We start from the raw sequence: 25,257 nt of genomic DNA, 5'->3' as shown, positions 1-25,257 counted from the left end.
CGACTGTCAGCCCGACTCCCCGGCGCGTAGGTCGCATGCCCGCAGGATCTCGTCCGCCACGAGCTGCGGTTGCGTGAACAACACGTAGTGGCCGGAATCAGGCGCCTCGACCAGGCGCCACCCGGGGTTTGCTGCGACGGATCGCTGGTGGGCTCCAAGGAGGTCGCGACGCGCTGAGCCGACAGCTGGTTTGGTGCCCGAGATGAGCACGGTGGGGACGGTCGCAGACCGGGTGCCCTCGCGGAGCTGCAGCAGCCCCGCGCGGATCCGACGACCCTCTTTCGCGCAGGCACGTAATGCGGATGTGCTGGCGGAGGCACTGATCAGGGCCTCAAGTTCGTCTGCGGCCAGGACGGGCCCCAACCCCTTCCGCAACCCGGCCTTGAGGAGCTTGGCCCGAACGCGTGATGGGAACATCACGGCATGGACCCACTCCACGGCCCGGGTACGGCGGGTGAAGTAGGCCTCGGTCCGCTCGTCTGACGGATCCACGAGCACCAGCAAGGACACGACTCCAGCGGGCATGAGCTCCACCGCTCGACGCACGATTGGCCCGCCCCAGCTGTGGCCGACGAGGACCACGTCTCGCACCCCTTGGGCCTCGATCACGCACGCCAGGTCGGCAGCCAGGGCGTCGAGGGTTCGGGCTCCAACGCCCGGCGTGCTCCTGCCGTAGCCGGCGCGGTCGTAGGCCACGGCCCTGACTCGACCGTCCAGCAGGTTCGCCACCGGCGCCCAGCACAGTCCGCTGAGCCCCAGTGCTGACTCGAAGACGACCACCCGCTCGCCGCTGCCCCAGGTGTGGGTGGCAAGGCTTCTGCCGTCGGGAGTCTGCACGGTCTGGTGGTCTGGCTCCATTCCCGTGAGCCTATGGGATTCGAGGTCACGGGGTGGATGCGTGAAATATCCATCCTCGGCACGTGCGACTTTTTCGCTTGCGCACCGTCCAAGGCGGTGCATGTCATTAGCCGTCTCTCACTCGTCGCCCCACTCCACGCTCACGGCTTCCACGAAGTCCTGGTCGTCGAACTCTCGGTTCTGGATGGCCACCAGCGACGCCTGCCGGCGTGCCTCCTCCTTGAAATCTCGGCTTCGAGCATCAGAGAGGCGGATCTGGCCCGGACGACGGCCCAGCTCCTTGATTCGGTGGTGCTCACTTCCCTGCTTCTGAACTGACATGCCCACCAGTGTTCTGTGCAAACAGGAGGTTTGGAAGGTCTTGGCCTCCCCGGGCCCCATCGTGGACTCCACGGCATGTCCCCGTGCGCATCGACGGTTTGTCCGGTCGCAACCAGCCGGCGATCGGTCTTGGGATCACCGTGTCGACGCTGACTCCGCACGTCCAGAACTCACTGGACATGCGCTGCACCACCTGCCCAGTCATCCTCCGACGTGCACACTGGGCGCCGAGCTGTTGTTCGGACCAGAGGGAGGACCCGCCATCCGGTGGCACGGGTGCTCAGGCGGCGAGCAGGGCCGAGGTTCGGCAGTTGGCTCCGGGGGCGGGAATTGTCCGACCAGGTCGGTTGTTGTGCTTCCGGACAACACCACCGATGGAGAGACGAACCCGTGACTGACCTCTTTGCCCCCGCGACCGCGGGCGCCCTGCAGCTGAAGAACCGCGTGACGATGGCGGCGCTGACCCGGTCGCGTGCCGGTACCGACGGCGTGCCCTCCGACCTGCACGTCGAGTACTACGCGCAGCGCGCCACGGCCGGCCTGGTGGTGACCGAGGGCACCCGCACCAGCGCGGTCGGGCAGGCCTTCATCGGACAGGCGGGCATCCACACCGACGATCAGGTCGCCGGCTGGCGACGGGTCGCCGACGCCGTCCACGCCGCCGGCGGCACCATCGTCATGCAGATCATGCACGGCGGCCGCCTCACCCTTCCCAGCATCAACAACGGCGAACCGGCCGAGGCACCCAGCGCCATCGCCCCGGTCATGCGCGACCCCCAAGGCGTTGAGCTGCCCATCACCTTGCACGGACCCGACGGCAGGCAGGACGTCCCCACGCCCCGCGCACTGGAGACCAGCGAACTGCCCCGCATCGTCGACGAGTTCGTCACCGCCGCCCGCAATGCCATCGCGGCCGGCCTGGACGGCGTCGAGATCCACAACGCCAACGGCTACCTGCTGCACGAATTCCTCTCGTCCGCGAGCAACCAGCGCACCGACCAGTACAGCGGTTCGCCCGAGAACCGCGCCCGGCTGTCCATCGAGGTGGTCCGTGCCGTCGCCGCCGAGATCGGGGCCGACCGGGTCGGCCTGCGCATCTCGCCCGAACACAACATCCAGGGCGTGGTGGAGGACGACCGCACCGACGTCCTGGCCACCTACGGGACCCTGCTGGACGGCATCGCCGACCTGGACATCGCCTACCTGTCGATCCTGCACGCCGACATCAACGGTGACCTTCCGGCCGCCCTGCGCTCCCGCTTCGGCGGGTTCACCCTGCTGAACAGCGGATTCGGCTCGGTCACCACCCAGCAGGAGGCCAGGCACATCGTCGAGGACAACCTGGCGGACGCCGCCGTGGTCGGGCGCCAGCTGATCGCCAACCCCGACCTGGTGCGCCGCTGGCAGGAAGGGCTGGCGCTCAACACGCCGGACTTCGCGACCTTCTACACCCCCGGTGCGAAGGGTTACACCGACTACCCCTTCGCGGGCCAGGAGGCGTAGTCACCCAACCACGGTCAGGACAGGAACAGGTGAATCCATCCCAGATTGGGATTCACTTCGGTATGATGGGGCCATGACAACACAGATTGCGGTCCGGCTCCCCGATGAACTCGTCGCCTTCTTGGACCAGAGCGTGGCCGAGGGCCTCGTCGCCAGCAGGGCGGCCCTGGTGAGTCGGGCAGTCGAGCGCGAGATGCGGCGCCAGAGCGCCATCGCTGATGCCGCGATCCTGGCCACTCAGGGAGCCGAGGACGACCTTGACGAACTGGTCGTCTGGGCCGCCGCCAACACGTCCTTCGAGGACTGACGTGCGAGAGATCTGCCTGGCCAGGCTGGACAAGACCCGACCTGTGCTCGTCCTGACCCGAGAAGCAGCACGGGCAGCAATGACCAAGGTGACAGTCGCACCCATCACCTCCACGATCAAGGGCCTGTCCAGCGAAGTGCCACTTGATGCCAGGAATGGGGTCGACCATGCCTGCGCAGTCTCCCTCGACAACGTCATGACGATCCCGACATCTGCGCTGGGCCGCCCCGTTGGCTTCCTTCGCCCGGATCAGGAGCGCGCGCTGGCGGTGGCCATGGTCCTCGCCTACGACCTGGAGCTCTCCGTCCTTGAGGACTGACACGCACGGGGAGCATGGTTTCCCAGATCCCGCCGACTGGGCACGTCCAAGGCTGACTTGGCACGTGCTGCAGCACGTGCCCAGTGGGGCCCCGGTACCGCCGACGGCCGAGCCTGGCCCCGCAGCACAGCCAGCGCTGCCGGACGCTCAGTCCAGCAGGTCGCGCACCACCGCGTCGGCCAGCAGGCGGCCCTGCAGGGTCAGCACCAGGCGGCCGTCGCGCACCTCCCCCAGTCCGCGCGCCAGCACCCCGTCGACACGGGCGCGCTCGGAGTCGGTGAGCACCTCGAGCGGCAGGCCGTCGGCCAGGCGGAGCTCCAGCAGCACCCGCTCGATGCGACGGTCGTCGGCGGCCACCAGCTCGCGCCCGGCGCCGGGCGTGCGGCCCTCGGCCAGGGCTGTCGCATAGCTGCGTGGATGCTTCACGTTCCACCAGCGCACTCCGCCGACATGGCTGTGCGCGCCCGGCCCGATGCCCCACCAGGTGTGGCCCAGCCAGTAGGCCATGTTGTGCCGTGCCCGGTGCTCGGGGCCCCGGGACCAGTTGCTCACCTCATAGTTCTGCAGACCCGCGGCCACCAGCAGCTCCTCGGTGGCGAGGTACTTGTCGGCCAGGTCATCGTCATCGGTCATCGGCACCTGGCCCCGACGGATCTGGTTGGCCAGGCGGGTGCCGTCCTCGACGATCAGGGCATACGCGCTGATGTGCTCGGGCTCGGCCGACAGCGCGTCGTCCAGGCTGCGGCGCCAGTCGTCCAGGCTCTCCCCAGGCGTGCCATAGATGAGGTCGAGGCTGACGTCACCGAATCCGGCGGCGTGGGCCATCCGCGCCGCCTCCAGCGCCCGGCCGGGAGTGTGCCGGCGCTCCAGCACCTGCAGCACCGACGGCGTCGAGGACTGCATGCCCAGGCTGATGCGGGTGAAACCGGCCTCTAACAACTGGTCGAGCAGCTCGGGGGTGACGGTCTCGGGATTGGCCTCGGTGGTGACCTCGGCCCCCGGTTGCAGCCCGAAGACCTCCCGGACGTGACCCAGCAAGCCGCCCAGCTCAGCACCGCTGAGCAGCGTCGGCGTGCCACCCCCGAAGAAGACCGTCGACGCTGCCGGGGCAGTTGCCAGCACCCGCCCGGCCATCTCGATCTCGGCGTGGGCGGCCGCCAGGTAGTCGGCGGTGCCGGTGCCCTGCAGCTCATTGGAGGTGTAGGTGTTGAAATCGCAGTAGCCACACCGGGTGGAGCAGAAGGGCACGTGCACGTAGACGCTCAGCGGCGTCGCCGGCACCTCGGCCAGGGCTGCGCCGGGCAGGGAACCGTCGCTGGGGACGGGTACTCCGTCGGGAAGGGTGGAAGCCACCACGACAGGCTATCCGGCATCTGCAAGGCCACGGCGCGGCGTGGTGAATGGGCCTAGGATCAGCCCATGAACTTCTCGCGTCGACACTTCCTCACCCTGGCCGGCGCTGCCGTGGCCACCAGCACCCTCGCCGCGTGCGGCAGCAACTCGGGAGGACTCGACGCCGGCTCGTCGAGCACCCCCAGCGGCTCCGGCTCGGCCGCGGGCGGAAACAAGCCCACCCTCAAGCACTGGTACCACGAGTACGGCGAGGCAGGCACCCAGGAGGCCGTCAAGAAGTACGCCGCCGCCTATGACAAGGCCGACGTGCAGGTGAAGTGGAATGTGGGCGACTACGCCAAGCTGCTCAGTGCCGCGCTGCTCACCGAGGACGTTCCGGATGTCTTCGAGGCCGAGATGGGCCCCAGCATCGACATGATCAAGGCTGGCCAGGTGGCCGACCTCACCGACGTCGTCGGCACCGCCAAGGGCCGTTTCGACGAGGAGCTCATCGAGCGCATGACCTACGAGGGCAAGATCTACGGCATCCCGCAGGTCGCCGACATGCACCTGCTCTACTACCGCAAGAGCCTGCTGGAGAAGGCAGGCGTGAAGCCGCCGACCACCTTCGAAGAGCTCGCCGCAGCCGCCGCCAAGGTGCGCACCAAGGACGTCGGCGGTCTGTTCGTCGGCAATGACGGCATCGGCCCGATCCCCACCGCCCTGCTCTACGCCTCGGGCAATGACTGGCTGAACCAGGGCCGCACCGGCGCCGGCTTCCTCGACGAGAGCTTCTACCAGGCCCTGGTGAAGTACCGCGAGCTGTTCAACTCCGGCGACCTGCTGCAGAGCGCCAGCAAGGACTGGTTCGATGGATCGGCCTTCGCCAATGGCGAGACGGCCATGCAGTGGGGCGGGCTGTGGTCGATGACCGACATCGAGAAGGTGCTCGGTGACGACTTCGGCGTCATCCCCTTCCCGGCAATCGGCAGCAAGGGGACCCAGGCCACCATGTTCGGTGCCTTCGGCGCCTGTGTCAGCGCCAAGGCCAGCAATGTCCAGGCGGCCAAGGATTATGTGAAGTGGCTGTGGGTCGACCAGGCCGAGTACCAGGTGGACTTCGCCAACAACTACGGCACCCACGTCCCCTCCCAGCCTGCCCTGGCACCGCAGTGCACCAAGCTGGCCAGCGGACCCGGCGCCGACGCCGCCCAGATCTTCACCGCCAACGGCCGTCCCGCCAGCCACATCCTGTGGTCGGGTGCCATGGGCGAGGCCTTCAACGCCGCGGTCAGCAATGTGATCAAGAAGAAGGCCGATCCCGCCACCGAGTTCGCCACCGTCGGGAAGGTCGTCGCCTCGGAACTCAAGCGAATCAAGGGCTGATGCCGTTCCGCCGACGGTTGGGGGGCCACCAGGGACAGACTGGGTGGCTGCTCGCCTTCACCGCTCCCTTCATCGCGGGACTGCTGGTCTTCGTCTACGTCCCGATTGTGTGGAGCGCCTACCTGTCCTTCTTCGACGCCCGCAACACCGTCACGCCGACGCACTACGTGGGGCTGGCCAACTACCGCCAGTTGTTGGGCGACCCGCTCTTCCGCTCATCGATTCTCACCTTCGTGGGCTTTGCGGCCTTCATCGTGCCGGCCACCTACTGCGCTTCGCTGGGGCTGGCCCTGTTGCTCGACGGCATCAAGACCGGGCAGGCCTTCTTCCGCTCGGTCTTCTTCATCCCCACCGCCGTCAGCTATGTGGTGGCGGCCATGATCTGGCGGCTGGCCTTCTTCAGCGGCACCCGCTTCGGCCTGGCCAACTCTGTGCTGCGCCAGCTGGGCGGCGAGAACGTCAACTGGCTGGGCGGCACCAACTCCTGGTACTGGCTGGTGCTGGTGAGCCTCAGGCTGTGGCTGCAGGCCGGCTTCTACATGATCCTGTTCATCGCCGGGCTCAACCGCATCCCCGTCGAGACCTATGAGGCGGCGGCACTCGACGGCGCGACCGGCTGGCGACGCATCCGCCACATCACCCTGCCGCAGCTGCGCTCCACCAGCGTCGCGGTGCTGATGCTGCTGCTGATCGGCGCCTTCCAGGCCTTCGACGAGTTCTTCAACGTGCTCGGCTCGATGGGCTCCTACCCGCCCTACGGACGCCCGCCGCTGGTGCACCTGTACCTGATCAGCCTGGGCGGCGGCCAGCAGGACCTCGGTCTGGGCGGCGCCGGAACCATGATCATCACCGCGCTGATCGTCTGTTTCGGACTGGCACAGAACTGGCTGGTCACCCGCTCCGAACGCAAGGAGGTGGGCTGATGCGTCGCACCCTGTGGTGGCGCTACCTGGTGCTGGTGCCGCTGGCCGTGCTCTTCCTGTTGCCCTTCTACGTGCTGGTGCGCAATGCCTTCGCCTCACAGCAGCTGATCGTCGCCCCGCAGTGGCAGTGGCTGCCCGACCAGCTGGACGGCACCAACCTGCGGGCGCTGTTCGCCGACGACGCTGTCGGCATGGTGCCTTCGCTGCTGAACTCGGCGATCATGGCGATCAGCCAGACGGCCCTGACCGTGCTGGTCGCACTGCTCGCCGGCTACGGTCTGGCCCGCTACAGCGGACGGCTGGCCCGCCTGCTGCTGGGGCTGACGGTCTTCACCCTGATGGTGCCTGCGGCGGTGACCTTCATCCCGATGTTCGTGATGACCGCCCAGTTCGGTTGGATCGACTCCTTCCGAGGACTGGTGGTGCCGGGCATGTTCAGCGCCTTCGCCACCTTCATGTTCCGCCAGTCCTTCCTGGGCTTCCCGAAGGAGCTCGAGGAGGCGGCCCTGATCGACGGCGCCAACCCGTGGACCAGCTTCTGGCGGGTGGTCGCGCCGAACTCGCTGGGCATCATCGGTGCTGTGGGCACGATCACCTTCATCGGTAGCTGGAATGCCTTCCTGTGGCCGCTGCTCGTCTCGCGGGAGAACACCCGCACCGCCCAGGTGACGCTGAGCCAGTTCATGACCAGCCAGGGCGTCAACTATCCGGTGCTGTTCACCGGAGCCCTGGTCTCGGTGGTGCCCGTGGTCGGTGTCTTCCTCTTCCTGCAGCGCTACCTGGTACAGGGCGTGGAGACCTCCGGCCTGCGCTGAGCCACCTCCATTCCCGAACGACCAGCCATGCCGCGCTTGGACACATGACGCACACTTGGGGCATGAACGGCCACCGCCAGCACCTTCCCGTCACGCCCCCGGCCAGCGGCGCGACCGCCACGCGCGGACGGGTCCGCAGCTCCGGAATGCTCGCCGCCGTGCCGGTGGGGATCATGTGGGTCCTGGAGGCAGTCGACACCACCAGCCGCAATGCCCTCGACCGCTTCGGCATCCAGTCCTGGAGCCTCGAGGGGCTGTGGGGACTGGCCACGGCGCCCTGGCTGCACCACGGCTGGCAGCACCTGGTCAACAACTCCGGCCCGCTGCTGGTGCTCGGTTTCCTGGTCGCCCTGTCCGGCCTGCGACGGTGGCTCGCCACCACCCTGGTGGTCGCCCTCACCTCCGGCCTGGCTGCCTGGCTGCTCAGCCCTCCCGGAACCCTCACCCTGGGTGCCTCGGGAATCGTCTTCGGCTGGCTCACCTACCTGGTGGCACGGGGGCTGTGGAGCAGGAACCTGGTGCAGGTGCTCGTGGGCATCGGCGTCTTCATCGTCTACGGCGGCATCCTGTGGGGCGTGCTGCCCAGCACGCCCGGGATCTCCTGGCAGGCCCACCTGGGCGGAGCCGTCGGTGGACTGGCCAGCGCCCGCGGTGCCCGTCGCCACCTCGCACGCTGAGCAGGATGCCCGCGCCGAAGTGCGCGGGCGGCCCGGCGGTGTGGTCAAATTGTCTCCTTGACCGCCGCGGCTGCTGCGACCTGTCCCCACTCGTTCGGGCCCGTCGCCTGCCCGGCCCGAACAGGCAGGATCCCCAATGGACATCTCCCAGGTGATGGACCACGTCCACTCCGCCGTCGGATGGCTCAACACCCAGCTCAGCTGGGTCCTGATCGTCGCCATCATCATCGCCGGCATCATCTTCACCCTCTGGACGCGCGGACTGCAGTTCCGCCGCATCGGAACCATGTTCCGCATCGCCCTCGGCTCCCGCACCGGCGCTGGGGAGGGCATCAGCTCCTTCCAGGCCTTCTGCATCTCGCTGTCCTCCCGTGTCGGCACCGGCAACATCGCCGGTGTCGCCATTGCCCTGGCCCTCGGTGGCCCGGGTGCCATCTTCTGGATGTGGGTGATGGCCTCGCTCGGCATGGCCACCGCCTTCGTCGAGGCCACCCTCGCCCAGCTCTACAAGATCCCGCACACCGACGGCACCTTCCGCGGTGGCCCGGCCTACTACATGGAGCGCGGCATGAAGTCGCGTCCGCTGGGCATCCTGTTCGCCGTCTTCCTGCTGTTCACCTTCGGCTTCGCGTACCAGATGGTCCAGGCCAACACCATCGCCCAGGTGATGCAGCAGACCTACCACGTCGCCCCGCTGTGGACCGGGCTCGCCCTGGCCGCCGCCACCGCCGCCGTCGTCATGGGCGGCGTGAAGTCGGTCGCCAAGGCCACCGAGTACATGGCGCCGCTGATGGCGCTGGCCTACCTGCTGCTCGCCCTGGCCGTCATCGCGGTGAACCTGCCCGAGGTTCCCAGCATGTTCATGCAGATCTTCAAGGGCGCCTTCGGCCTCGACGAGGCGCTGTCCGGTACCGCCGGTGGCCTGGCTGCCACCATGCTCAACGGCATCAAGCGCGGCCTGTACTCCAACGAGGCCGGCGAGGGATCGGCTCCCAATGCCGCCGCTGCCGCCACCACCAGCCACCCCGCCCACCAGGGCCTGATCCAGTCCCTCGGCGTCTTCGTCGACACCATCCTGGTCTGCACCGCCACCGCCCTGGTGATCATGCTCTCCGACCCCTCGCTCTACACACCCGGCGTCACCACCAAGGCCGAGGCCGGCGCCACCCTCACCCAGCGCACCCTGGAGTTCTCGCTCGGCGGCTGGGTGGGACCGGTCTTCTCGATCATCCTGCTGACCTTCGTCTACTCCACGCTGATCGGCAACGAGTCCTATGCCGAGATCAACATGGACTTCCTCAAGGGCGGCAAGCCCGGCGCGGTCTTCATCCGCCTGCTCACCGTCGCCTCGGTGGTGCTGGGCGCGGTGGCCGAGCTGTCCTTCGTCTGGGACCTCGCCGATGTGGCGATGACGACCATGGCGCTCACCAACCTCGTCGCCCTGGCCTTCCTCGGCAAGAAGGCGATCCAGACGATGAGGCACTTCGAGGCGCAACCCGACGCGGTCACCGCCAGCTTCGACCTCGACCACAACGACTATGTCGCCGACGACATCCCCGGCGAGGTCTGGCACGCGCGTCACGGGCACGCCGCCGGCAAGTGGTTCCACCCGGAGACCGGCTCGGCCAGTTCTGCCCGCTGAGGCCAAGGGCATGACGAGGGCCGCCACCCCGATCGGGTGGCGGCCCTCGTCATGTCCGGAGCACTCGGTCGACTACTTCTTGTCCTTGGCGTCCTTGCCGCCCTCGCCGGTCTGCAGGGCCGCGACGAAGGCCTCCTGCGGCACCTCCACCGAGCCGACCATCTTCATCCGCTTCTTGCCGGCCTTCTGCTTCTCGAGCAGCTTGCGCTTGCGGGAGATGTCGCCGCCGTAGCACTTGGCCAGCACATCCTTGCGGATGGCGCGGATGCTCTCGCGGGCGATCACCCGCGAACCGATCGCGGCCTGGATCGGCACCTCGAACTGCTGGCGCGGGATCAGTTCCTTGAGCTTGCCCACCATCGCCACGCCATAGGCGTAGGCGCGGTCCTTGTGGACGATGGAGCTGAAGGCATCCACCGGGTCGCCGTTGAGCAGGATGTCCACCTTCACCAGGTCTGCGGCCTGCTCGCCGGTCGGGTCGTAGTCGAGGCTGGCATAGCCCTTGGTGCGACTCTTGAGCGCGTCGAAGAAGTCGAAGACGATCTCGCCCATCGGCAGCACGTAGCGGATCTCGACGCGGTCCTCGCTGATGTAGTCCATGCCGGTCTGGATGCCCCGCTTGGCCTGGCACAGCTCCAGAATGGTGCCGATGTACTCGCTGGGGGCCAGGATCGTCGCCTTGGCCACCGGCTCGTAGACCGCCTGGATCTTGCCCTCGGGGTACTCCGACGGGTTGGTGACGCGGAACTCCTTGCCGTCCTCCATGACGACGCGGTAGACCACGCTCGGCGCGGTGGAGATCAGGTCCAGGTTGAACTCCTGCTCCAGGCGCTCACGGGTGATCTCCATGTGCAGCAGGCCCAGGAAGCCGATGCGGAAGCCGAAGCCCAGCGCGCCGGAGGTCTCCGGCTCGTAGGTGAGGGCGGCGTCGTTGAGCTGCAGCTTCTCCAGCGCCTCGCGCAGCACCGGGAAGTCCTTGCCGTCGATCGGGAAGAGGCCGGCGAAGACCATCGGGACCGGGGGGCGGTAGCCGCCCAGGTCCTCGGTGGCGGGACGGGAGTCGATGGTCACGGTGTCGCCGACGCGCGACTGGCGCACGTCCTTCACGCCGGTGATCAGGTAGCCCACCTCGCCCACGCCGATCGCCTCGGACTTGAGCGGCTCGGGCGAGATGACGCCGACCTCGAGCACCTCGTGCGTCGCCCTGGTCGACATCATGCGGATCTTCTCGCGGTGGCGCAGCTCACCGTCGACCACCCGGACGTAGGTGACCACGCCGCGGTAGGTGTCGTAGACCGAGTCGAAGATCAGCGCACGGGCAGGGGCCGGGGCATCACCCTTCGGTGCCGGGATCTGCGCGACGATCTGGTCGAGCAGCTCGGCGACGCCCTCGCCGGTCTTTGCGGAACAGAGCAGCACGTCGGACGGGTCACAGCCGATCAGGCCGGCCAGCTCGGCGGCATACTTCTCCGGCTGGGCACCCGGCAGGTCGATCTTGTTCAGTACCGGGATGATGGTCAGGTCGGCCTCCATGGCCAGGTACAGGTTGGCCAGCGTCTGGGCCTCGATGCCCTGGGCGGCGTCGACCAGCAGCAGCGCACCCTCGCAGGCCTGCAGCGAGCGCGAGACCTCATAGGTGAAGTCGACGTGCCCGGGGGTGTCGATCATGTTCAGCACGTGGTCGGTGCCGCCCACCTGCCAGGGCATGCGCACCGCCTGGCTCTTGATGGTGATGCCGCGCTCGCGCTCGATGTCCATCCGGTCGAGGTACTGGGCGCGCATGGCGCGTTGCTCGACGACGCCGGTCATCTGCAGCATCCGGTCGGCAAGCGTGGACTTGCCGTGGTCGATGTGCGCAATGATGCAGAAGTTGCGGATGATCGCCGGTTCGGTCGATCCAGGCTGTGGCGTGTTCAAGACACTCCCCGTCGTCGTGGTGCGTGATGGTGGTGTCGCGCAGGTGCAGCAGTGGCAGCGCGGCGACGGTCCATCATCTCATGGGCCCACGTCCTGTCACATCTGCGGCGGCCACGGCCGGCAGCACATGACATCTGTCATCCCGAACTGGTGAGGCTGCGCACTGCCGCCGCGGTCGTCACGGCGAAAGCATGGAGACATGACGACGACCCTCCCGCAGCCCACCGCTGACCTCCGCGCCACCTCCGAGACCGTGATCGAGGCCCACGGCCTGCGCCGCCACCACGGCCGCGGCAAGGCCCGCTTCGAGGCGGTGCGTGGCATCAACCTCACTGTGCGACGCGGCGAGCTCTTCGCCCTGCTCGGCACCAATGGCGCCGGCAAGACCTCCACCCTCGAGGTGCTGGAGGGCCTGACTCCCGCCACCGGGGGCAGTGTCAGCGTCCTGGGCCACGATCCCTTTGCCCAGCGCGGCCGCATCGTCGAACGGATCGGCATCATGCTCCAGCAGGCCGGCTTCAACGACGACCTGACCGTCGCTGAGACCGCCGGGCTGTGGCACTCCACCCTCACCGCGCCGCGGCCCGTCGCCAGCGTCCTGGCCGACGTGCACCTCAGTGACCGTGCCGGTGTCATGGTCAAGAGCCTCTCGGGCGGCGAGAAGCGTCGCCTCGACCTGGGGCTGGCCCTGATGGGGCGTCCCGAACTGCTCTTCCTCGACGAGCCCACCACCGGCCTGGACCCGCAGAGCCGCCAGGTGACCTGGCAGCTGGTCCGCTCACTGCTCGACGACGGCACGACCGTCATGCTCACCACCCACTACCTCGCCGAGGCCGAGGAGCTCGCCACTCGCCTGGCGATCATGGACCACGGCCAGATCGCCGCCGAGGGCACCGTCGCCCAGATCCTGGCCAGCCAGAATGCCCGCATCAGCTTCGAGACCACCCAGTCCGAGCTGCTCGACCTGGCGCAGCTGCCCGCCCTGGCCCAGGCCCCGCGCCTTCGCAGCGTCGGCGATGCCCAGCACGTCGAGATCGAGACCCGCGACCTGCAGGCCAGCCTCACGGCCCTGATGGCCGGCGCCGGACGCCACGGCATCACCCTCGACCGGCTCGACGCCCGCAGCGCCACCCTCGAACAGGCCTTCCTGTCGATCGCCGACAACGCCGACGCACCCCGCTCGGCCGCCTGAGCCCCCGCCACCCACGACCACCCAGCCACACCGCACCGGAGGACTTCACGATGACCACCGCACCTGCCACCCACGACGCCCCCGCCCAGGGCCTTCCCTCCCCCGTCGCCCGCAGCCTTCGTCGCCTCACGGGCATGGCGACCGCCGAGATGCGCATGCTGCTGCGCAACAAGGTCGCCTTCTTCTATGCCGTCGCCATGGCGCCGCTGATGGTGCTGATGCTGATGAACCTGCCCATGGTGAAGACGCTGGCCGAGTCCATGCCGCAGGGAGGCCTGGCCACCATGATCACCACGACGCTGGTGCTGATGGGCCTGAGCCTGGCCGTCTACTACAACCTGACCACCGCGGTGGTGGCCCGTCGCGAGTCACTGGTGCTCAAGCGGCTACGCTCCGGCTCCAGCCACCCCGCCGAGATCCTGGCCAGCGTCGCCCTGCCCAATGTCCTCGTGCTGGTGGTGCAGGCGGTCCTGGTACTGACCGCCACCTGCGCCGCCTTCGGCGCACCCGCCTTCACCAATCCCCTGCTGGTGCTCGTCGGGCTCGGCCTGGGGGCGGCCTTCTTCTCCATCTGCGCCTTCCAGACCGGCGTCTCCACCCGAACGGTCGAGGCCTCGCAGCTCACCACGATGCCCGGCGTGCTGCTCTTCATGGGCATCTCGGGCATGGTCGTGCCCCTCTCGTCGATGCCCGAGCGCGTCGAGTCGCTGATGCACCTGCTGCCGGTGGTCCCGGTCTCGGAGCTGGTGATGCTCGGCCTCAACGGCACCACGATGGACGGACGCCACCTGGGCCTGGCCGAGACCTGGGCGGCAGCTGCGCAGCCGGTGGGCGTGATGGTGGCCTGGACGATCGCCTGCGGCTGGTACCTGCGCCGCACCATGGCGTGGGAGCCCCGCCGGTGACGGCCCGACAGGTGACAGGATCGGCTTCGTGAACCCCCACACGCCAGCCCGCCGAGCAACCGGACTGTCCAACCGGTTGCTCGGCAGCACGTCCACCGAGCGCTTCCACCGCTACACCCGCGCCTCGACGGCACTGGTCCTGCTGATCTGTCCCATGCTGCCGCTGAGTGGCCTCGCCCAGGTGGCGCGGGCCACCCCCGATCCACTGCTTTTGGCGATCGGTGCACTGGTCGTCGTCGGCGCGGTCGTGGCCGTCGCCTGGCTCGGACCCGCCCTCGATGTCTTCCTGGGCAGGGCAGTTCCCACCCGCCTCCAGTGGCTCAGCCTGTCGGTACCAGTGGTGGTGACCCTCCTGGTTGCCAGCCTCTTCGTGCCAATCGTCCCGCAGGTGAGCTGGGGAACCCCGCACGCGATCGCGGTCAGCAGCGTGATCGCCCCGGCCTGCGTGCTGGCCTGCCTGCTCGACCGGCGCCAGACCATCGTCCTGCTCTGCGCCCTGATCGGCCTACCGCTGCTCATCGTGCTGCTGCGTGGCCTGGATCCCTTCACCGCCCTCGTGCTGGCCCTGGTGCCCAGCATCGTGATCGGCAGCCTCGTCTACACCTGCCGGCTGTCCGGCTGGATGCTCGGCGTCGTCGCCGAGCTGGAGGCCGCCCGCGCCACCGCCGCCCGACTGGCCGTCGCAGAGGAGCGCCTGCGCTTCAGCCGCGACCTGCACGACGTCGTCGGCCGGAGCCTGTCGGCCGTCGCCCTCAAGAGCCAGCTCGCCGCCGAGCTGGTGCGCCGGGATCGCACCGATCGGGCGGTCGCCGAGATGGAGTCGGTGCACACCGTGGCCAGCGAGGCACTGGAGGAGATGCGCGCCGTCGTGGCCGGCTACCGGCGTGCGGAGCTCGCGACCGAGCTGGCCGGCGCCCGCGCGATCCTGGGCACCAGCGGGGTGAGCACCCGTGTCAGTGGCGAGTCGGTCGTCGCCACCATCGACGCGCCACACCAGGAGGCGCTGGGCTGGGCGCTGCGGGAGGCGGTGACCAATGTGGTGCGGCACAGCGAGGCGACCTGGTGCACCATTGCCCTTGAGGCCGGTGACCGGGTGCGGCTGACCGTCACCAATGACGGGGCCCGACGGACGCGCCACGGCGCCGGCTCGGGACTGGTCGGCCTGGCCGAACGGATCACGCCGCTGGGTGGGACGATCGAGACCGCCAGCGACGGATCCCAGTTCGTGGTGACCTTCACACTGCCGTTGGCCGCTGCCCCCGAAGGAGAACGATGATCCGCCTGCTGGTTGCCGACGACGAGACGCTGATCCGCGACGCCCTGGTCTCACTGCTGGAGCTGGAGGACGACGTGGAGGTGGTGACGGTGGCTGCCAGCGGCCAGGAGGCCGTCACGGCCGCCCGCCATCACCAGCCGGACGTGGCGATGCTGGACCTGCAGATGCCGGGCCTCGACGGCATCGACGCCGCCGTCGAGATCCTGCGGGAACAGCCGGACTGCCGCTGCATCATCGTCACTGGCCACGGCCGTCCAGGACACCTGAAGAAGGCACTCGCGGCGGGCGTGCGGGGCTTCCTGCCCAAGACGGTGGCGGCCAGCACCCTGGCCCGGGTGATCCGGGAGGTGGCCGCCGGCGGGCGCCACGTCGACCCGCAGCTGGCCGCTGAGGCGATGGCGGCCGGCGACTCACCGTTGACGGCGCGCGAGGCCGACGTGCTGGAGCTGGCTGCGGACGGGGCGCCGGTCGAGGAGATCGCCTTGCGCGCCCACCTGTCGCCGGGGACGGTGCGCAACTACCTGTCCAGTGCGGTGGCCAAGCTGGGCACCAGCAATCGGCACGAGGCCATCCAGCGCGCCCAGCGGCAGGGCTGGATCTGAGCCCTGCCGCTGGTCGCGCCTACGCTGGTGACGGCTTTGGCAGGTGGCTCAGCCAGCGCTGGGGCGGGTCATCTCGATCGGCACCACCCAGCGGTCGAAGTCCTCGGCGCTGACAAGGCCCAGCTCGACGGCGGCCTCCTTGAGGGTGCTGCCCTGCTTGTGTGCGGTCTTGGCGATCTTGGCCGCCTTGTCATAGCCGATGTGGCGGTTGAGGGCGGTGACCAGCATCAGGTCACTGTCCAGGTGCTCGGCGATCACCTCGCGATTGGGCTCGATGCCCCGGGCGCAGTGCTCCTCGAAGCTGCGGCAGGCATCGGCCAGCAGCTGGATCGACTCCAGCACGCTCCAGGCCATCACCGGCTTGTAGACATTGAGCTGGAAGTTGCCCTGCGAGCCACTGAAGGCCACCGTCGCGTCATTGCCGAAGACCTTCGCGCAGACCATCGTCAGGGCCTCACACTGGGTGGGGTTCACCTTGCCCGGCATGATCGAGCTGCCCGGTTCGTTCTCGGGGATCAGCAGCTCGCCGATGCCCTCGCGCGGGCCGGAGGCATACCAGCGCACGTCATTGGCGATCTTGAACAGGGCCCCGGCCAGGGTGCGAAGCGCGGCCGACAGGGTGACCAGGGCGTCGTGGGCGCTCAACGCCGCGAACAGGTCGTCGGCCTGGCGGAAGTCGATGCCTGTCTGCTCACTGAGGAAGGAGGCGGTGCGGGGGCCGAAGTCGGGGTGGGAGTTGAGGCCGGTCCCCACGGCGGTGCCGCCGATGGCCAGGGCGCGGGTCTGCTCGTCGGCGAAGTGCACGGCCTGCAGCGCCTCGTCGATCTGGGCCACCCAGCCACCGATCACCTGGCCCAAGGTCACCGGGGTGGCGTCCTGCAGGTGGGTGCGGCCCACCATCACGAGGTCCTGGTGCTCCTCGGCCAGCGCGGCGAGCGTGTCGCGCAGCTGCCCGACACCGGGGTACAGCTCGGCGGTCAGCTGGGTGCACACCGCCACGTGCATCGCGGTCGGGAAGGTGTCATTGGAGCTCTGGCCACGGTTGACGTGGTCATTGGGGTGGACGGGGCTCTTGCTGCCCATCTCGCCGCCGGCCAGCTCGATGGCCCGGTTGCTGATCACCTCGTTGGCGTTCATGTTGGACTGCGTTCCCGAGCCGGTCTGGAAGACCACCAGCGGGAAGTCCTCGTCCAGGGCGCCGGCGACGACCTCGTCGGCGGCCTTGACGACCAGTTCGGCGATGTCGGTGGGCAGCTCCCCCAGCTCGGCATTGGCGCGCGCCGCGGCCTTCTTCAGCTCGCCCAGGGCCTTGACCATGGGACGTCCCCACACGAAGGTCTCTCGGCCGATGTCGAAGTGGTGCAGGCTGCGCTCGGTCTGGGCGCCCCAGTGGCGCGAGGCGTCCACCTGGATCTCGCCCATGCTGTCGGTCTCGGTTCGGGTCGTCCGGTTCTGGTTGCTCATGTCTCCAGCCTATGAAGTGCCGCCAAGCCGTCGAGTTGAGCGGCTAGCCGCTGGGCTGGTAGTGTGACCTGTCGCGTCCAAAAGGCGCACCAAGATTTCTTCTGCTTTCCAGATCCGACTCCAGTCAGAGGGTTATACACGTGGCAAACATCAAGTCCCAGATCAAGCGCAACAAGACGAACGAGAAGGCGCGTCTGCGCAACAAGGCCGTCAAGTCCGGTCTGCGTACCGCCGTCCGTCGTTTCAACGATGCCGCTGCCGCTGGTGAGACCGAGAAGGCCCAGACCCTGGCCAAGACCGCGAACCGCCTGCTGGACAAGGCTGTCTCCAAGGGCGTCATCCACAAGAACCAGGCCGCCAACCGCAAGTCGTCGATCTCGACCAAGGCTGCCTCGCTCTGATCCAGGCCTCGCGCCTGCTGCACTGACGTGCACCCGTGATCACCGTCGGCTCTGGCCGATGATGTGACAGATCTTCACGACCAGCGTCCTGTCCCGACTGGGGGCCAGGGCGCTGGTTTCGTGCTACCTGCGCAGTGGTGCCCAGGCAAGGGGTGTGCGGCATTCCCCCGTCGAGCGGGCAGGCTCAGTCGCGTCCCACGCGGTGGGCGCGGTTGATGGCCAGCAGCATCTGCTCCAGGGCGAAATCCGGATCGCTGGCAGCGCCCTTCACCTGGGCATCCGCCTTCGCGACGGCCTGCACCGCCTGCGAAATGCCCTCGGCGCTCCAGCTGCGCGACAGCCGCGAGAGGTCCTTGAGCTTCCACGGCGGGACGCCAACCTCTCGGGCGAGCTGGCCCTCGGGCAGGCGGGCCGAACGGGCGTCGAGGTACTTGCCCAGGCCCCGCAGCGAGTTGGCGACGGCGCTGGTCACCAGGACATGGGCCACCCCGGTCGACAGCGCCCAGCGCAGCTTCTCCAGGGCCTGCCCGGGGTTGCCGGCCATGATGTCGTCGGCGACGGCGAAGCTGGTGACGTCGGCGCGCCCGGCGAAGTAGCGCTGGATCATGGCGGCGGTGATCGTCTGGTCCTGCCAGTCGCTTCCCAGCTGCGAGACCGCCCCGGCCAGGGCTCGCAGGTCGTGACCGACCGCGTCGACGAGGGCTTGCGCCGCCTCGGCGTCCATCTGGATGCGCAGCCGCCTGGCCTCGGTCGAGACCCAGCGGGGCAGTTCCCACGCCTTGACGGGGGCGGCTTCGACCACTTCCACCTTCGCCTTCTTGAGCTTGTCCAGCAGACCTTTGCCCTTCTGCCCTCCCCCGTGCACCAGCGTGAGGCAGAGCTCGGGCCCAGGATCCTTGGCGGTGGCGAGCACGGCGTCGAAGAGGTCCTGGGAGAGGTTCGCCAGGTCCTCCACCACCACGATGCTCGCGGCCGCGAAGAGCGAGCCTCCGGTGAGCTCGGCGAAGCGGTTGCCCTCCAGCTCGACGGCCGCCACCTTCGTCACCTCGGCACTGGGCTCGGCCCGACGCGCCGCCGTGACCCGCTCGGCGACGATCCGCTCGGCGATGAGCTGTTCGGTGCCGGTCACCAGCAGCGCGCTGCCGAAGGTCTGCTGGGTGCTCGCGGGGCGGGAGGTGCGCTGGCTGGCCATGGCTCCAAGCATGCCAGTCGGCACCGACAGATCCGGCCACCGCAAGGGCGACGGCCGGGCGTGCGCGGCCGCAAGGCCCCACCGGTCATGGGGGCCCGTCGCGCTGGGCACGAACCTCCAGCCGCACGCCCTGGCGCCAGACGGTGACGGTGCCGCCCAGATCCGTGCGGGCCACGGTCATGCCGCAGCGCTCGGCCAGCTGCAGGGCAGTCGGGGTCGGGTGCCGGTAGCTGTTGCGCCAGCCCGCACTGGCGACGGCCAGGGAAGCGCCGGACTGGCACCAGAAGCGCTCGTCCTGGCGTCGTGACCCGTGGTGGGGCATCTTGAGGACCTGCGCCTGGGGCGCCCAGCCGCGCTCCACCAGTGGTTGCTGGCCCGGTGGCTCCACGTCGGCGGGCAGCACCACCCGCAGCTCCCCCACCTGGGCGACGGCCACGACAGCCCCGTCATTCTCCGCGGAGCTCTCCCCCTCCCCGCCGCCTGCCCCGCCGGTCGTCAGTGGCAGCCCTGCCCCGACCCCCACCGTCTGCCACGAGACGGCTCCCTCGGTGAAACCCTCCCCCAGCGTGGCGGGCTCGGCCTCGACGCCCGCCTCGCGCAGCATCTGCAGCGCACGATCCGCCCCGGGTGCGGCGGTGCGCGGGTCGACGAGGGCCCGCTCGACGCGCACCCGACGCAGCACCTCGGGCAGGCCACCGATGTGGTCGGCGTGGTAGTGGGTGAGCACCAGCGTGGTGATGCGCTCGATGCCCAGCGTCCGCAGGCAGTCGCGAGCGCCGCCGCCTGGCGGTCCTGCATCGACCAGGACGGCGCTGTGCTCGTCGACCCGCAGCACGGTGGCATCGCCCTGCCCGACATCGCAGAAGGCCACCTGCCACGGTCCGGGCCATCCGAGCGGCTGTGGGGAGCGCAGGCTGGTCAGGCAGAGCAGCAGCGCTGCCAGCAGGCACCACAAGCGAGAGGAGAGGACTGCCGGGACCACCCCACACAGGCACAGGCAGACCGCGGCCAGCAGCACCAGCATCGGTGTCGTCGCCGGCCAGCGCCAGGTGGCGGCAGGCAGGCCAGCCCCGGCGGTGGCGATCCAGATGACCGGCTGCACGCACCACCCCGCCAGCCACCCGGCCATGGCGGCAGCCGTGCCAGACATCGGCGCCAGGAGCACCGCCACCAGCCCGAGCACGGTCGCCGGCCCGACGAAGGGTCCGGCCAGGGCGTTGGCGGCCAGACCGACCATGGAGACCTGCCCGTTGAGGCTGGTGACGACCGGCTGGGTGGCGAGCTGGGCGGCCAAGGGGATGGCGACGGCCTCGGCCAGCCATCCCGGCGCCCAGCGCATCGACCGGCACCAGCGCCCGCCCCACCACAGGATCCCCGCCGTGGCCAGGGTCGACAGGACGAAGCCGAGCGAGCGCGCGAGCCACGGGTCGGCCAGCAGGAGCAACCAGACCGCCACGCACAGGTGCCGCAGGCCACGCTGCCGGCCGCCGGCCAGACCCAGCCCGGCCAAGGCCACCAGACCCATGGCGCCCGCGCGCAGCACGCTGGGCTCCGAGCGGCAGATGACGACGAAGACCACCACCCCGAACAGGCCGGTCCAGCGCACCGCCCAACCCCGCACCCCCGCCCAACGGACCGCCCCCAGCAGGGCCACCAGCATGAGCGACAGGTTCGTGCCCGAGACCGCAGTGAGGTGCGTCAGCCCGGTCGCCCGGAAGGACTCCTCCAGGGCTGGATCGAGCCCCTGCACGTCGCCCACCACGAGCGAGGGGACCAGACCGGTCTGCATCGGCGGTGACCAGCGCATCGACTCACGCAGGCCAGCCCGGAGATGGTTGGTGACGCGCGCTGCCCTGCCGGGTGGTTCAAGCACCCGCACCGGCGCTCGGATGGTCAGTTCTGCCGCTTCAGGACGTCCGGGCTGCGACGGCGCCAGTCGTCCCTCGAGCATGATCGTCGAACCCACGGGCGCATCCACCAGGGAGGCTGCCGCCGGGCCCGGGGCACGCACCCGCAGCGCGACTCGTTGCCGCACCGACGATCCGCGCCCGTCGACCTGGCGGAGCACGACGGTCGCCGTGGCCGATTCGGGCAGGTGTCCTCGGGCTGGATGGATCCTGGCCTCACTCGGCAGGCGGGCGGTGAGGCTGACCTGGGCCCGGTCGCGGGCGAGTTCGGCCGGCTGGCTGTTCTGGAGTTGGTGGTGTCGCATCCCGGCACCACCAGCGCCCACCAGGACGGCACACAGCACGGCGACGGCCTGCCAGCTCCTGCCACGACGTGCCAGCACCAGGCACACGACCAAGGTGATGGCCGTGATGACGAGCCCACTGCCCCATCCAGGGGCGCATCCCCACCAGCTGCCCGCCCAGCAGGCGGCGGCGACCGGGAGCAACCGCAGGTCGGCCGGTTCGTGGTCATCCTCAGACTCGGACATGGGTCGACAACTGGGAGTAGGTCTTGGGACCGATTCCGTCGACCTCCTGGAGCTCCTCGACCCGGCTGAAGCGACCGTGCTCCTGGCGCCAGGCGAGGATCCTCTGGGCCGTCACCGGCCCGACCCCGGGCAGTTGGTCGAGCTGTTCGAGCGTTGCCTGGTTGAGGTCCACCTGCCGCGTCCCGTCTGCGCCACCCGTGGGCGTCCTACCGGGCGTCCCTGCCCCGGACTGCGCTGCCGCCCCCGGCCCGTCAGCCGGGGCAGTCTGCCCCGCCGGTCTCACCTCGCCCCCTGGCTGCCTGCTGTCGCCCACCCACACCTGGTCTCCATCTCCCAGAGGTGCGGCGAGGTTGAGCTGCCCCAGCCGGGAGTCCTGTCGCAGGCCTCCTGCCGCACCGACTGCATCGGCCACGCGGGCTCCGGCAGGCAGGGTGACCACGCCGGGACGCACCACCGCCCCGGCGACGTGGATGCGGATTCGTGCCGGGATGGCCGACGAGGCTGGCGCTGGCGAGGCCACCTGTCCGGTCGCAGGCTGCGCGGAAGGCGTCGCGACCGGCAGTGGCTGCTGGCTCAGCTCGACGGTGGTGGGGCGGGCACGCATCACCACCGCAGCGGTGAACAGCAGCCCGAGGGCCAGCACGAGGCAGACCGCGCTCAGGTGCCCTTCGACGAAGCGTCGGCCACGCTCGAGCGCGTTGGTGCCCCACTGGCGGTGTCCGGCGATGTACTCGTCACCGGTGGCGACTGTCCCGATCCCTGGTTCGTCCTCGCCCTGCCGCGGGGTGGACGTCGTGACATCGGACCGCCCTCGCCCGTCGTGGCGTGCGAAGTCGTGTGGGGCCCAGTCCTCGAGGTCCTCGATGCCGACGCCTGACGGCTCGGCACCTTCGGGCGGATCGGCGGCACGCCGCGGTCCGGTGGGAACCAGCTGCCCGCCGGAGACCACGAAGGCCAGCCGGGCGCGCGCCAGTTCGTCGAGACGTTCGTCAGTTCTCCTCACACCAGGAGTGTGTGGGTGGGATAGCCGCGATGGTCACGCCCACCCGCTCCTGTGGATGACGGGCACCTGTGGACGGAGTCTTGGGATCGGCGCGGGCGGCTCAGCTGACCGTCACGATGCCATGGGCGCCGCGTTCGGCGTCGACCATCTGGTGGTTGACCATCGGGTAGTTCCCGGCTTCGGGAAAGACGGTCTCGACGAAGCCGCCCTGGCTGGCCAGCAGTCCGAGGGTCTGGCTCCCGCCGTCGGTGCCGGAGGACACCCCCGGTGAGGCGCCGCGTCGCAGCCGCCAAGCGCCCTCGCTCCAGACCGTGTCGAACTGGGCCCCGACGATGTGGAAGGCCAACGGGCGGTTCGGTCCGGCATCCAGCACCCAGAAGCGCACCCGCTCCCCAGCCGTCGCGGCCAGGGGGCTGTGGTCGTACTGGTTGGGGTGGCCGTTGAAGACCACGGCATCGGGCCGTTCCTGGGCGATCTTGGCCGGATCGGCGACGCCCGGGGCCCCCTCTGCCTCGGCGCCGAAGTACTGCTCGCCCTGGACGAGGATGTACTCGCGGTCGACCTCGGGAAGGTCCGGCGGATCGATGACCACCGCGCCGTACATGCCATTGGCGATGTGCACGCTCATGGGGGCGGTGGAGCAGTGGTACATCCAGATGCCGGCCCGGGTGGCGGTGAAGCGGTAGACCAGTGACTCGCCGGGGGCGATGGTGCGCATCGGACGGTCGGGGGCCAGCGCCCCGGCGTGGAAGTCGATGCTGTGGCCCATGCCGCCGTCGTTGACCAGGGTGATCTCGAAGACGTCGCCGATGCGGCCCCGCAGCACCGGTCCGGGGGCCTGTTCGTTGAAGGTCCACATGGTCTGCTGCACGCCCGGCGCCACCTCCATGACCTCGTCGGTGACGCGCAGGGTCGTGCGGTGCAGCTTCGTCGCGGGGGCGGGATCGAGCCGGGCCTCGCGCGGGCTCCAGCCGGCCGAGTAGGCACGTCCGGGGGTGAAGGTGGGCGCGGCGGCCGGGCCGGAGGCCTGTTGGGCGGTGTCGGCGGCGGTGGCCGAGGGTTGCGCACCGGGGACGTCCACCTGGAAGGTCATGCCCATCGCCTGGTGGCCGGTCACCGAGCACCAGCCGGCGGTGGGTCCATCGATGATGCCGGCGTCGAACTCGGTGCTCTCCCCCGGCGCCAGGCGGCCGCTGGTGGCTCCGGTGTCGAGGATCAGGTCGTGGGTCAGGCCCTCGTCCTTGTTGGTGAGCCGGATCACCAGGCGGTTGCCGGCCGGCACCTCGATGCGGTCAGGGGTGAAGGTCATGTTCTGGGCGACGATGTCGACGGTGGTGGTCTGCCCGGTGGCAGCAACCCCCGACCCGCTGCGGGTCAGGCCTGCCATGGACTTGAAGGAGACCGGGTCGACGGCCAGCGCGACCACGCCGGTGGCCAGCAGCCAGGCCAGCCCGATGGCCACACCGCGCCCCATTCGCTTCGGCGACGGCTCGTGCGTCGCCCTTTCGTCGGCCAGTCCTCGGCGACGGGCGCGGCGGGCGGCGACCAGGCGGACCACGAAGAGGGACAGTGCGACGAAGACGGCCAGCGAGCTGGTGACCTTCCACACCGAGGTGATCGGCAGCAGGAACAGCGCCAGACCCAGGTTGACCACGGCCAGCCGCGCCACGGCGCCCTTCTCGAACAGGGCGGTGGTGGTGCGCACCATGGCCGGACCGCCGCCCAGGACGACGGGCACCAGGTAGGCCAGCGCACCACACAGGACCTGCAGCACGAAGCCGACCAGCAGCACCGCGACGGTGGGTCGCAGCCGCCCGACCATCACCGCGGGCGAGGTGCTCGACATCCACAGCCAGACACACCAGCCGAGCCAGCCCAGCAGCCAGGCCATGCCCAGGCCGGTGGACAGGGCCGGGAAGGTGCAGGCCCGCTTGGATCGCCAGACGGCCAGCATCGGTCCGGTCTGGGTGAGCACCGCGGCGAGGAAGGTGACCATGCCCAGAGCCCCGATGATGCGCCACCACAGCGGCGCCACGGGATGCAGGAAGGGAGCCAGGGCACAGACCGCGATGCCCACCAAGGCCGTGGGCAGTGCCTTGGCAGCGGCCTGCTCCACGCCCTCGGGGGCGCGGGTGCGCAGCATGGTGGGCCACAGGGTGGCCAGGGTTCCGAGAATGGTCAGCCCGATCCACCCCAGCGCATTGAGCACCAGGTGGCTGGCGAGCAGCACGTCGGACCAGCGGCCGAAGGGAACGGCCATCAAGGCTCCGAGGACGACGCCGAGCACGAGGCAACAGGCGGCGGCCTGGTACCAGGCGATGGTCATCGAGAAGCGTGCCGGGAGGCTCTGGCGCGCCTGGCGTGCCAGGCCCACCACCGCCGTCGCCGCCAGGGACACCAGCAGGGCCGCGGCCAGCCACACCAGGATGCTCCACTGCCCCGCCACGCCCGCGACGAGGAGCACCAGCGCGGTGTTCAGCAGAATGAGCTGGACGGCCTCGCGGCGATGACCACGATCACGACTGCGCAGGACCGCATCGGCGAAGTGGTTGCTCCACACGACGATCGCATTGCTGGCGATCCCGAGGACGGTGCAGTGCACCATCAGCCAAGTGGCCACCGGCAGGAAGCGGTGGTTGACCACCACCAGGATCGTGACGATGGCCCACGCCAACATCGGCAGCGAGGCGCGGCCGTGCCAGGCTCGGCGAGTGAGACGGTGGGGACGGTCGAGCCCCCCGGAGGATGATTTTGCAATGTCCATGGCGTGACAAATGCTACCTGG

General features: G+C 69.5%; 22 protein-coding genes. 13 read left to right on the top strand and 9 right to left on the bottom strand.

What is annotated here, in order from left to right; translation table 11 throughout:
* Positions 1-6: 6 nt before the first annotated feature.
* Together ACYVKA_RS16340 and ACYVKA_RS16335 are read right to left on the bottom strand one after the other, a co-directional pair.
* Positions 7-858 (bottom strand): alpha/beta fold hydrolase, encoded by an 852-nt coding sequence (locus tag ACYVKA_RS16340; protein ID WP_460707041.1) that lies wholly within the window; start codon positions 856-858, stop codon positions 7-9.
* Between the two features lie 117 nt (positions 859-975).
* Positions 976-1,179: an antitoxin MazE-like protein gene (locus ACYVKA_RS16335; protein ID WP_460707039.1), complete on the bottom strand. Its 204-nt coding sequence runs from the start codon at positions 1,177-1,179 to the stop codon at positions 976-978.
* Between the two features lie 390 nt (positions 1,180-1,569).
* Between ACYVKA_RS16335 and ACYVKA_RS16330 the strand changes: the two genes are divergently transcribed.
* From ACYVKA_RS16330 to ACYVKA_RS16320, 3 genes are all read left to right on the top strand, one after another.
* Positions 1,570-2,682 (top strand): alkene reductase, encoded by a 1,113-nt coding sequence (locus tag ACYVKA_RS16330; protein ID WP_460707037.1) that lies wholly within the window; start codon positions 1,570-1,572, stop codon positions 2,680-2,682.
* Positions 2,683-2,755: 73 nt separating this feature from the next.
* On the top strand, positions 2,756-2,989 hold the full coding sequence (locus tag ACYVKA_RS16325; protein WP_394275363.1) for a YlcI/YnfO family protein: 234 nt from the start codon (positions 2,756-2,758) through the stop codon (positions 2,987-2,989).
* Between the two features lies 1 nt (position 2,990).
* The gene (locus tag ACYVKA_RS16320; protein WP_460707035.1) at positions 2,991-3,308 is read left to right on the top strand and encodes a type II toxin-antitoxin system PemK/MazF family toxin; all 318 of its coding nucleotides are present in this window, start codon (positions 2,991-2,993) and stop codon (positions 3,306-3,308) included.
* Positions 3,309-3,455: 147 nt separating this feature from the next.
* Here ACYVKA_RS16320 and hemW read toward each other — a convergent pair whose 3' ends face one another.
* Positions 3,456-4,661, bottom strand: coding sequence for a radical SAM family heme chaperone HemW (hemW, locus tag ACYVKA_RS16315; RefSeq protein ID WP_460707034.1), 1,206 nt, complete (start codon positions 4,659-4,661; stop codon positions 3,456-3,458).
* A gap of 66 nt (positions 4,662-4,727) precedes the next feature.
* Between hemW and ACYVKA_RS16310 the strand changes: the two genes are divergently transcribed.
* The 5 genes from ACYVKA_RS16310 (at position 4,728) to ACYVKA_RS16290 (ending at position 10,083) form a co-directional block, all read left to right on the top strand.
* A complete protein-coding gene (locus ACYVKA_RS16310) occupies positions 4,728-6,026 on the top strand; it encodes an ABC transporter substrate-binding protein (RefSeq protein WP_460707032.1) in 1,299 nt (432 codons plus the stop codon).
* The gene (locus ACYVKA_RS16305) at positions 6,026-6,949 is read left to right on the top strand and encodes a carbohydrate ABC transporter permease (protein WP_460707030.1); all 924 of its coding nucleotides are present in this window, start codon (positions 6,026-6,028) and stop codon (positions 6,947-6,949) included. The genes ACYVKA_RS16310 and ACYVKA_RS16305 overlap by 1 nt, the downstream gene beginning before the upstream one ends.
* Complete coding sequence (locus ACYVKA_RS16300; protein WP_394277182.1) at positions 6,949-7,764, top strand: carbohydrate ABC transporter permease; 816 nt, start codon at positions 6,949-6,951, stop codon at positions 7,762-7,764. The genes ACYVKA_RS16305 and ACYVKA_RS16300 overlap by 1 nt, the downstream gene beginning before the upstream one ends.
* A gap of 146 nt (positions 7,765-7,910) precedes the next feature.
* Entirely contained in the window at positions 7,911-8,441 is a 531-nt protein-coding gene (locus ACYVKA_RS16295; RefSeq protein ID WP_460707138.1) for a rhomboid family protein, read from the top strand.
* Positions 8,442-8,577: 136 nt separating this feature from the next.
* Positions 8,578-10,083 carry an alanine/glycine:cation symporter family protein gene (locus tag ACYVKA_RS16290; protein ID WP_460707028.1) on the top strand — a complete coding sequence of 502 codons (1,506 nt, stop codon included), beginning with the start codon at positions 8,578-8,580 and terminating at the stop codon, positions 10,081-10,083.
* Positions 10,084-10,155: 72 nt separating this feature from the next.
* Here the strand turns inward: ACYVKA_RS16290 and lepA are convergent, their stop codons facing one another.
* Positions 10,156-12,000, bottom strand: coding sequence for a translation elongation factor 4 (gene lepA / locus ACYVKA_RS16285; protein ID WP_460707026.1), 1,845 nt, complete (start codon positions 11,998-12,000; stop codon positions 10,156-10,158).
* A 199-nt stretch (positions 12,001-12,199) separates the two neighbouring features.
* On the opposite strand from lepA, the gene ACYVKA_RS16280 reads away from it, so the two are divergent.
* Genes ACYVKA_RS16280 through ACYVKA_RS16265 form a run of 4 tightly spaced genes read left to right on the top strand, consistent with a single transcriptional unit; the run spans position 12,200 to position 15,975 of the window.
* Positions 12,200-13,192, top strand: coding sequence for an ABC transporter ATP-binding protein (locus tag ACYVKA_RS16280; protein ID WP_460707024.1), 993 nt, complete (start codon positions 12,200-12,202; stop codon positions 13,190-13,192).
* 50 nt (positions 13,193-13,242) lie between these two features.
* The gene (locus tag ACYVKA_RS16275) at positions 13,243-14,097 is read left to right on the top strand and encodes an ABC transporter permease (protein WP_460707022.1); all 855 of its coding nucleotides are present in this window, start codon (positions 13,243-13,245) and stop codon (positions 14,095-14,097) included.
* Positions 14,098-14,125: 28 nt separating this feature from the next.
* Complete coding sequence (locus tag ACYVKA_RS16270; RefSeq protein ID WP_460707020.1) at positions 14,126-15,373, top strand: sensor histidine kinase; 1,248 nt, start codon at positions 14,126-14,128, stop codon at positions 15,371-15,373.
* Complete coding sequence (locus ACYVKA_RS16265; RefSeq protein ID WP_460707018.1) at positions 15,370-15,975, top strand: response regulator; 606 nt, start codon at positions 15,370-15,372, stop codon at positions 15,973-15,975. Before ACYVKA_RS16270 ends, ACYVKA_RS16265 begins: the two co-directional genes overlap by 4 nt.
* Positions 15,976-16,023: 48 nt before the next feature.
* Here ACYVKA_RS16265 and fumC read toward each other — a convergent pair whose 3' ends face one another.
* A complete protein-coding gene (fumC, locus tag ACYVKA_RS16260) occupies positions 16,024-17,439 on the bottom strand; it encodes a class II fumarate hydratase (RefSeq protein ID WP_394277174.1) in 1,416 nt (471 codons plus the stop codon).
* Positions 17,440-17,579: 140 nt separating this feature from the next.
* On the opposite strand from fumC, the gene rpsT reads away from it, so the two are divergent.
* A complete protein-coding gene (gene rpsT / locus ACYVKA_RS16255; protein ID WP_394277173.1) occupies positions 17,580-17,840 on the top strand; it encodes a 30S ribosomal protein S20 in 261 nt (86 codons plus the stop codon).
* A 184-nt stretch (positions 17,841-18,024) separates the two neighbouring features.
* Here rpsT and holA read toward each other — a convergent pair whose 3' ends face one another.
* The 4 genes from holA to ACYVKA_RS16235 all read right to left on the bottom strand — a co-directional run bounded on the left by holA (position 18,025) and on the right by ACYVKA_RS16235 (position 25,236).
* Positions 18,025-19,032 carry a DNA polymerase III subunit delta gene (gene holA / locus ACYVKA_RS16250; protein WP_460707016.1) on the bottom strand — a complete coding sequence of 336 codons (1,008 nt, stop codon included), beginning with the start codon at positions 19,030-19,032 and terminating at the stop codon, positions 18,025-18,027.
* Between the two features lie 85 nt (positions 19,033-19,117).
* On the bottom strand, positions 19,118-21,469 hold the full coding sequence (locus tag ACYVKA_RS16245) for a ComEC/Rec2 family competence protein (protein WP_460707014.1): 2,352 nt from the start codon (positions 21,467-21,469) through the stop codon (positions 19,118-19,120).
* Positions 21,456-22,472: a helix-hairpin-helix domain-containing protein gene (locus ACYVKA_RS16240; RefSeq protein WP_394277170.1), complete on the bottom strand. Its 1,017-nt coding sequence runs from the start codon at positions 22,470-22,472 to the stop codon at positions 21,456-21,458. The genes ACYVKA_RS16245 and ACYVKA_RS16240 overlap by 14 nt, the downstream gene beginning before the upstream one ends.
* Before the next feature lie 100 nt (positions 22,473-22,572).
* On the bottom strand, positions 22,573-25,236 hold the full coding sequence (locus ACYVKA_RS16235; protein WP_460707012.1) for a multicopper oxidase domain-containing protein: 2,664 nt from the start codon (positions 25,234-25,236) through the stop codon (positions 22,573-22,575).
* Between the last annotated feature and the right edge of the window lie 21 nt (positions 25,237-25,257).

The organism is Luteococcus sediminum, from assembly GCF_054783495.1.
The sequence above is the reverse complement of the archived record's forward strand: the minus strand, read 5'-3'. Positions and strand labels throughout refer to the sequence as shown.

What these genes read in the sequence shown, in the direction of transcription:
- ACYVKA_RS16340 (WP_460707041.1), bottom strand. Translation starts at nt 858, where the DNA reads ATGGAGCCAGACCACCAGACCGTGCAGACTCCCGACGGCAGAAGCCTT.
- ACYVKA_RS16335 (WP_460707039.1), bottom strand. Translation starts at nt 1,179, where the DNA reads ATGTCAGTTCAGAAGCAGGGAAGTGAGCACCACCGAATCAAGGAGCTG.
- ACYVKA_RS16325 (WP_394275363.1), top strand. Translation starts at nt 2,756, where the DNA reads ATGACAACACAGATTGCGGTCCGGCTCCCCGATGAACTCGTCGCCTTC.
- ACYVKA_RS16310 (WP_460707032.1), top strand. Translation starts at nt 4,728, where the DNA reads ATGAACTTCTCGCGTCGACACTTCCTCACCCTGGCCGGCGCTGCCGTG.
- ACYVKA_RS16305 (WP_460707030.1), top strand. Translation starts at nt 6,026, where the DNA reads ATGCCGTTCCGCCGACGGTTGGGGGGCCACCAGGGACAGACTGGGTGG.
- ACYVKA_RS16300 (WP_394277182.1), top strand. Translation starts at nt 6,949, where the DNA reads ATGCGTCGCACCCTGTGGTGGCGCTACCTGGTGCTGGTGCCGCTGGCC.
- ACYVKA_RS16295 (WP_460707138.1), top strand. Translation starts at nt 7,911, where the DNA reads ATGCTCGCCGCCGTGCCGGTGGGGATCATGTGGGTCCTGGAGGCAGTC.
- ACYVKA_RS16290 (WP_460707028.1), top strand. Translation starts at nt 8,578, where the DNA reads ATGGACATCTCCCAGGTGATGGACCACGTCCACTCCGCCGTCGGATGG.
- ACYVKA_RS16280 (WP_460707024.1), top strand. Translation starts at nt 12,200, where the DNA reads ATGACGACGACCCTCCCGCAGCCCACCGCTGACCTCCGCGCCACCTCC.
- ACYVKA_RS16275 (WP_460707022.1), top strand. Translation starts at nt 13,243, where the DNA reads ATGACCACCGCACCTGCCACCCACGACGCCCCCGCCCAGGGCCTTCCC.
- ACYVKA_RS16265 (WP_460707018.1), top strand. Translation starts at nt 15,370, where the DNA reads ATGATCCGCCTGCTGGTTGCCGACGACGAGACGCTGATCCGCGACGCC.
- fumC (WP_394277174.1), bottom strand. Translation starts at nt 17,439, where the DNA reads ATGAGCAACCAGAACCGGACGACCCGAACCGAGACCGACAGCATGGGC.
- holA (WP_460707016.1), bottom strand. Translation starts at nt 19,032, where the DNA reads ATGGCCAGCCAGCGCACCTCCCGCCCCGCGAGCACCCAGCAGACCTTC.
- ACYVKA_RS16245 (WP_460707014.1), bottom strand. Translation starts at nt 21,469, where the DNA reads ATGTCCGAGTCTGAGGATGACCACGAACCGGCCGACCTGCGGTTGCTC.
- ACYVKA_RS16235 (WP_460707012.1), bottom strand. Translation starts at nt 25,236, where the DNA reads ATGGACATTGCAAAATCATCCTCCGGGGGGCTCGACCGTCCCCACCGT.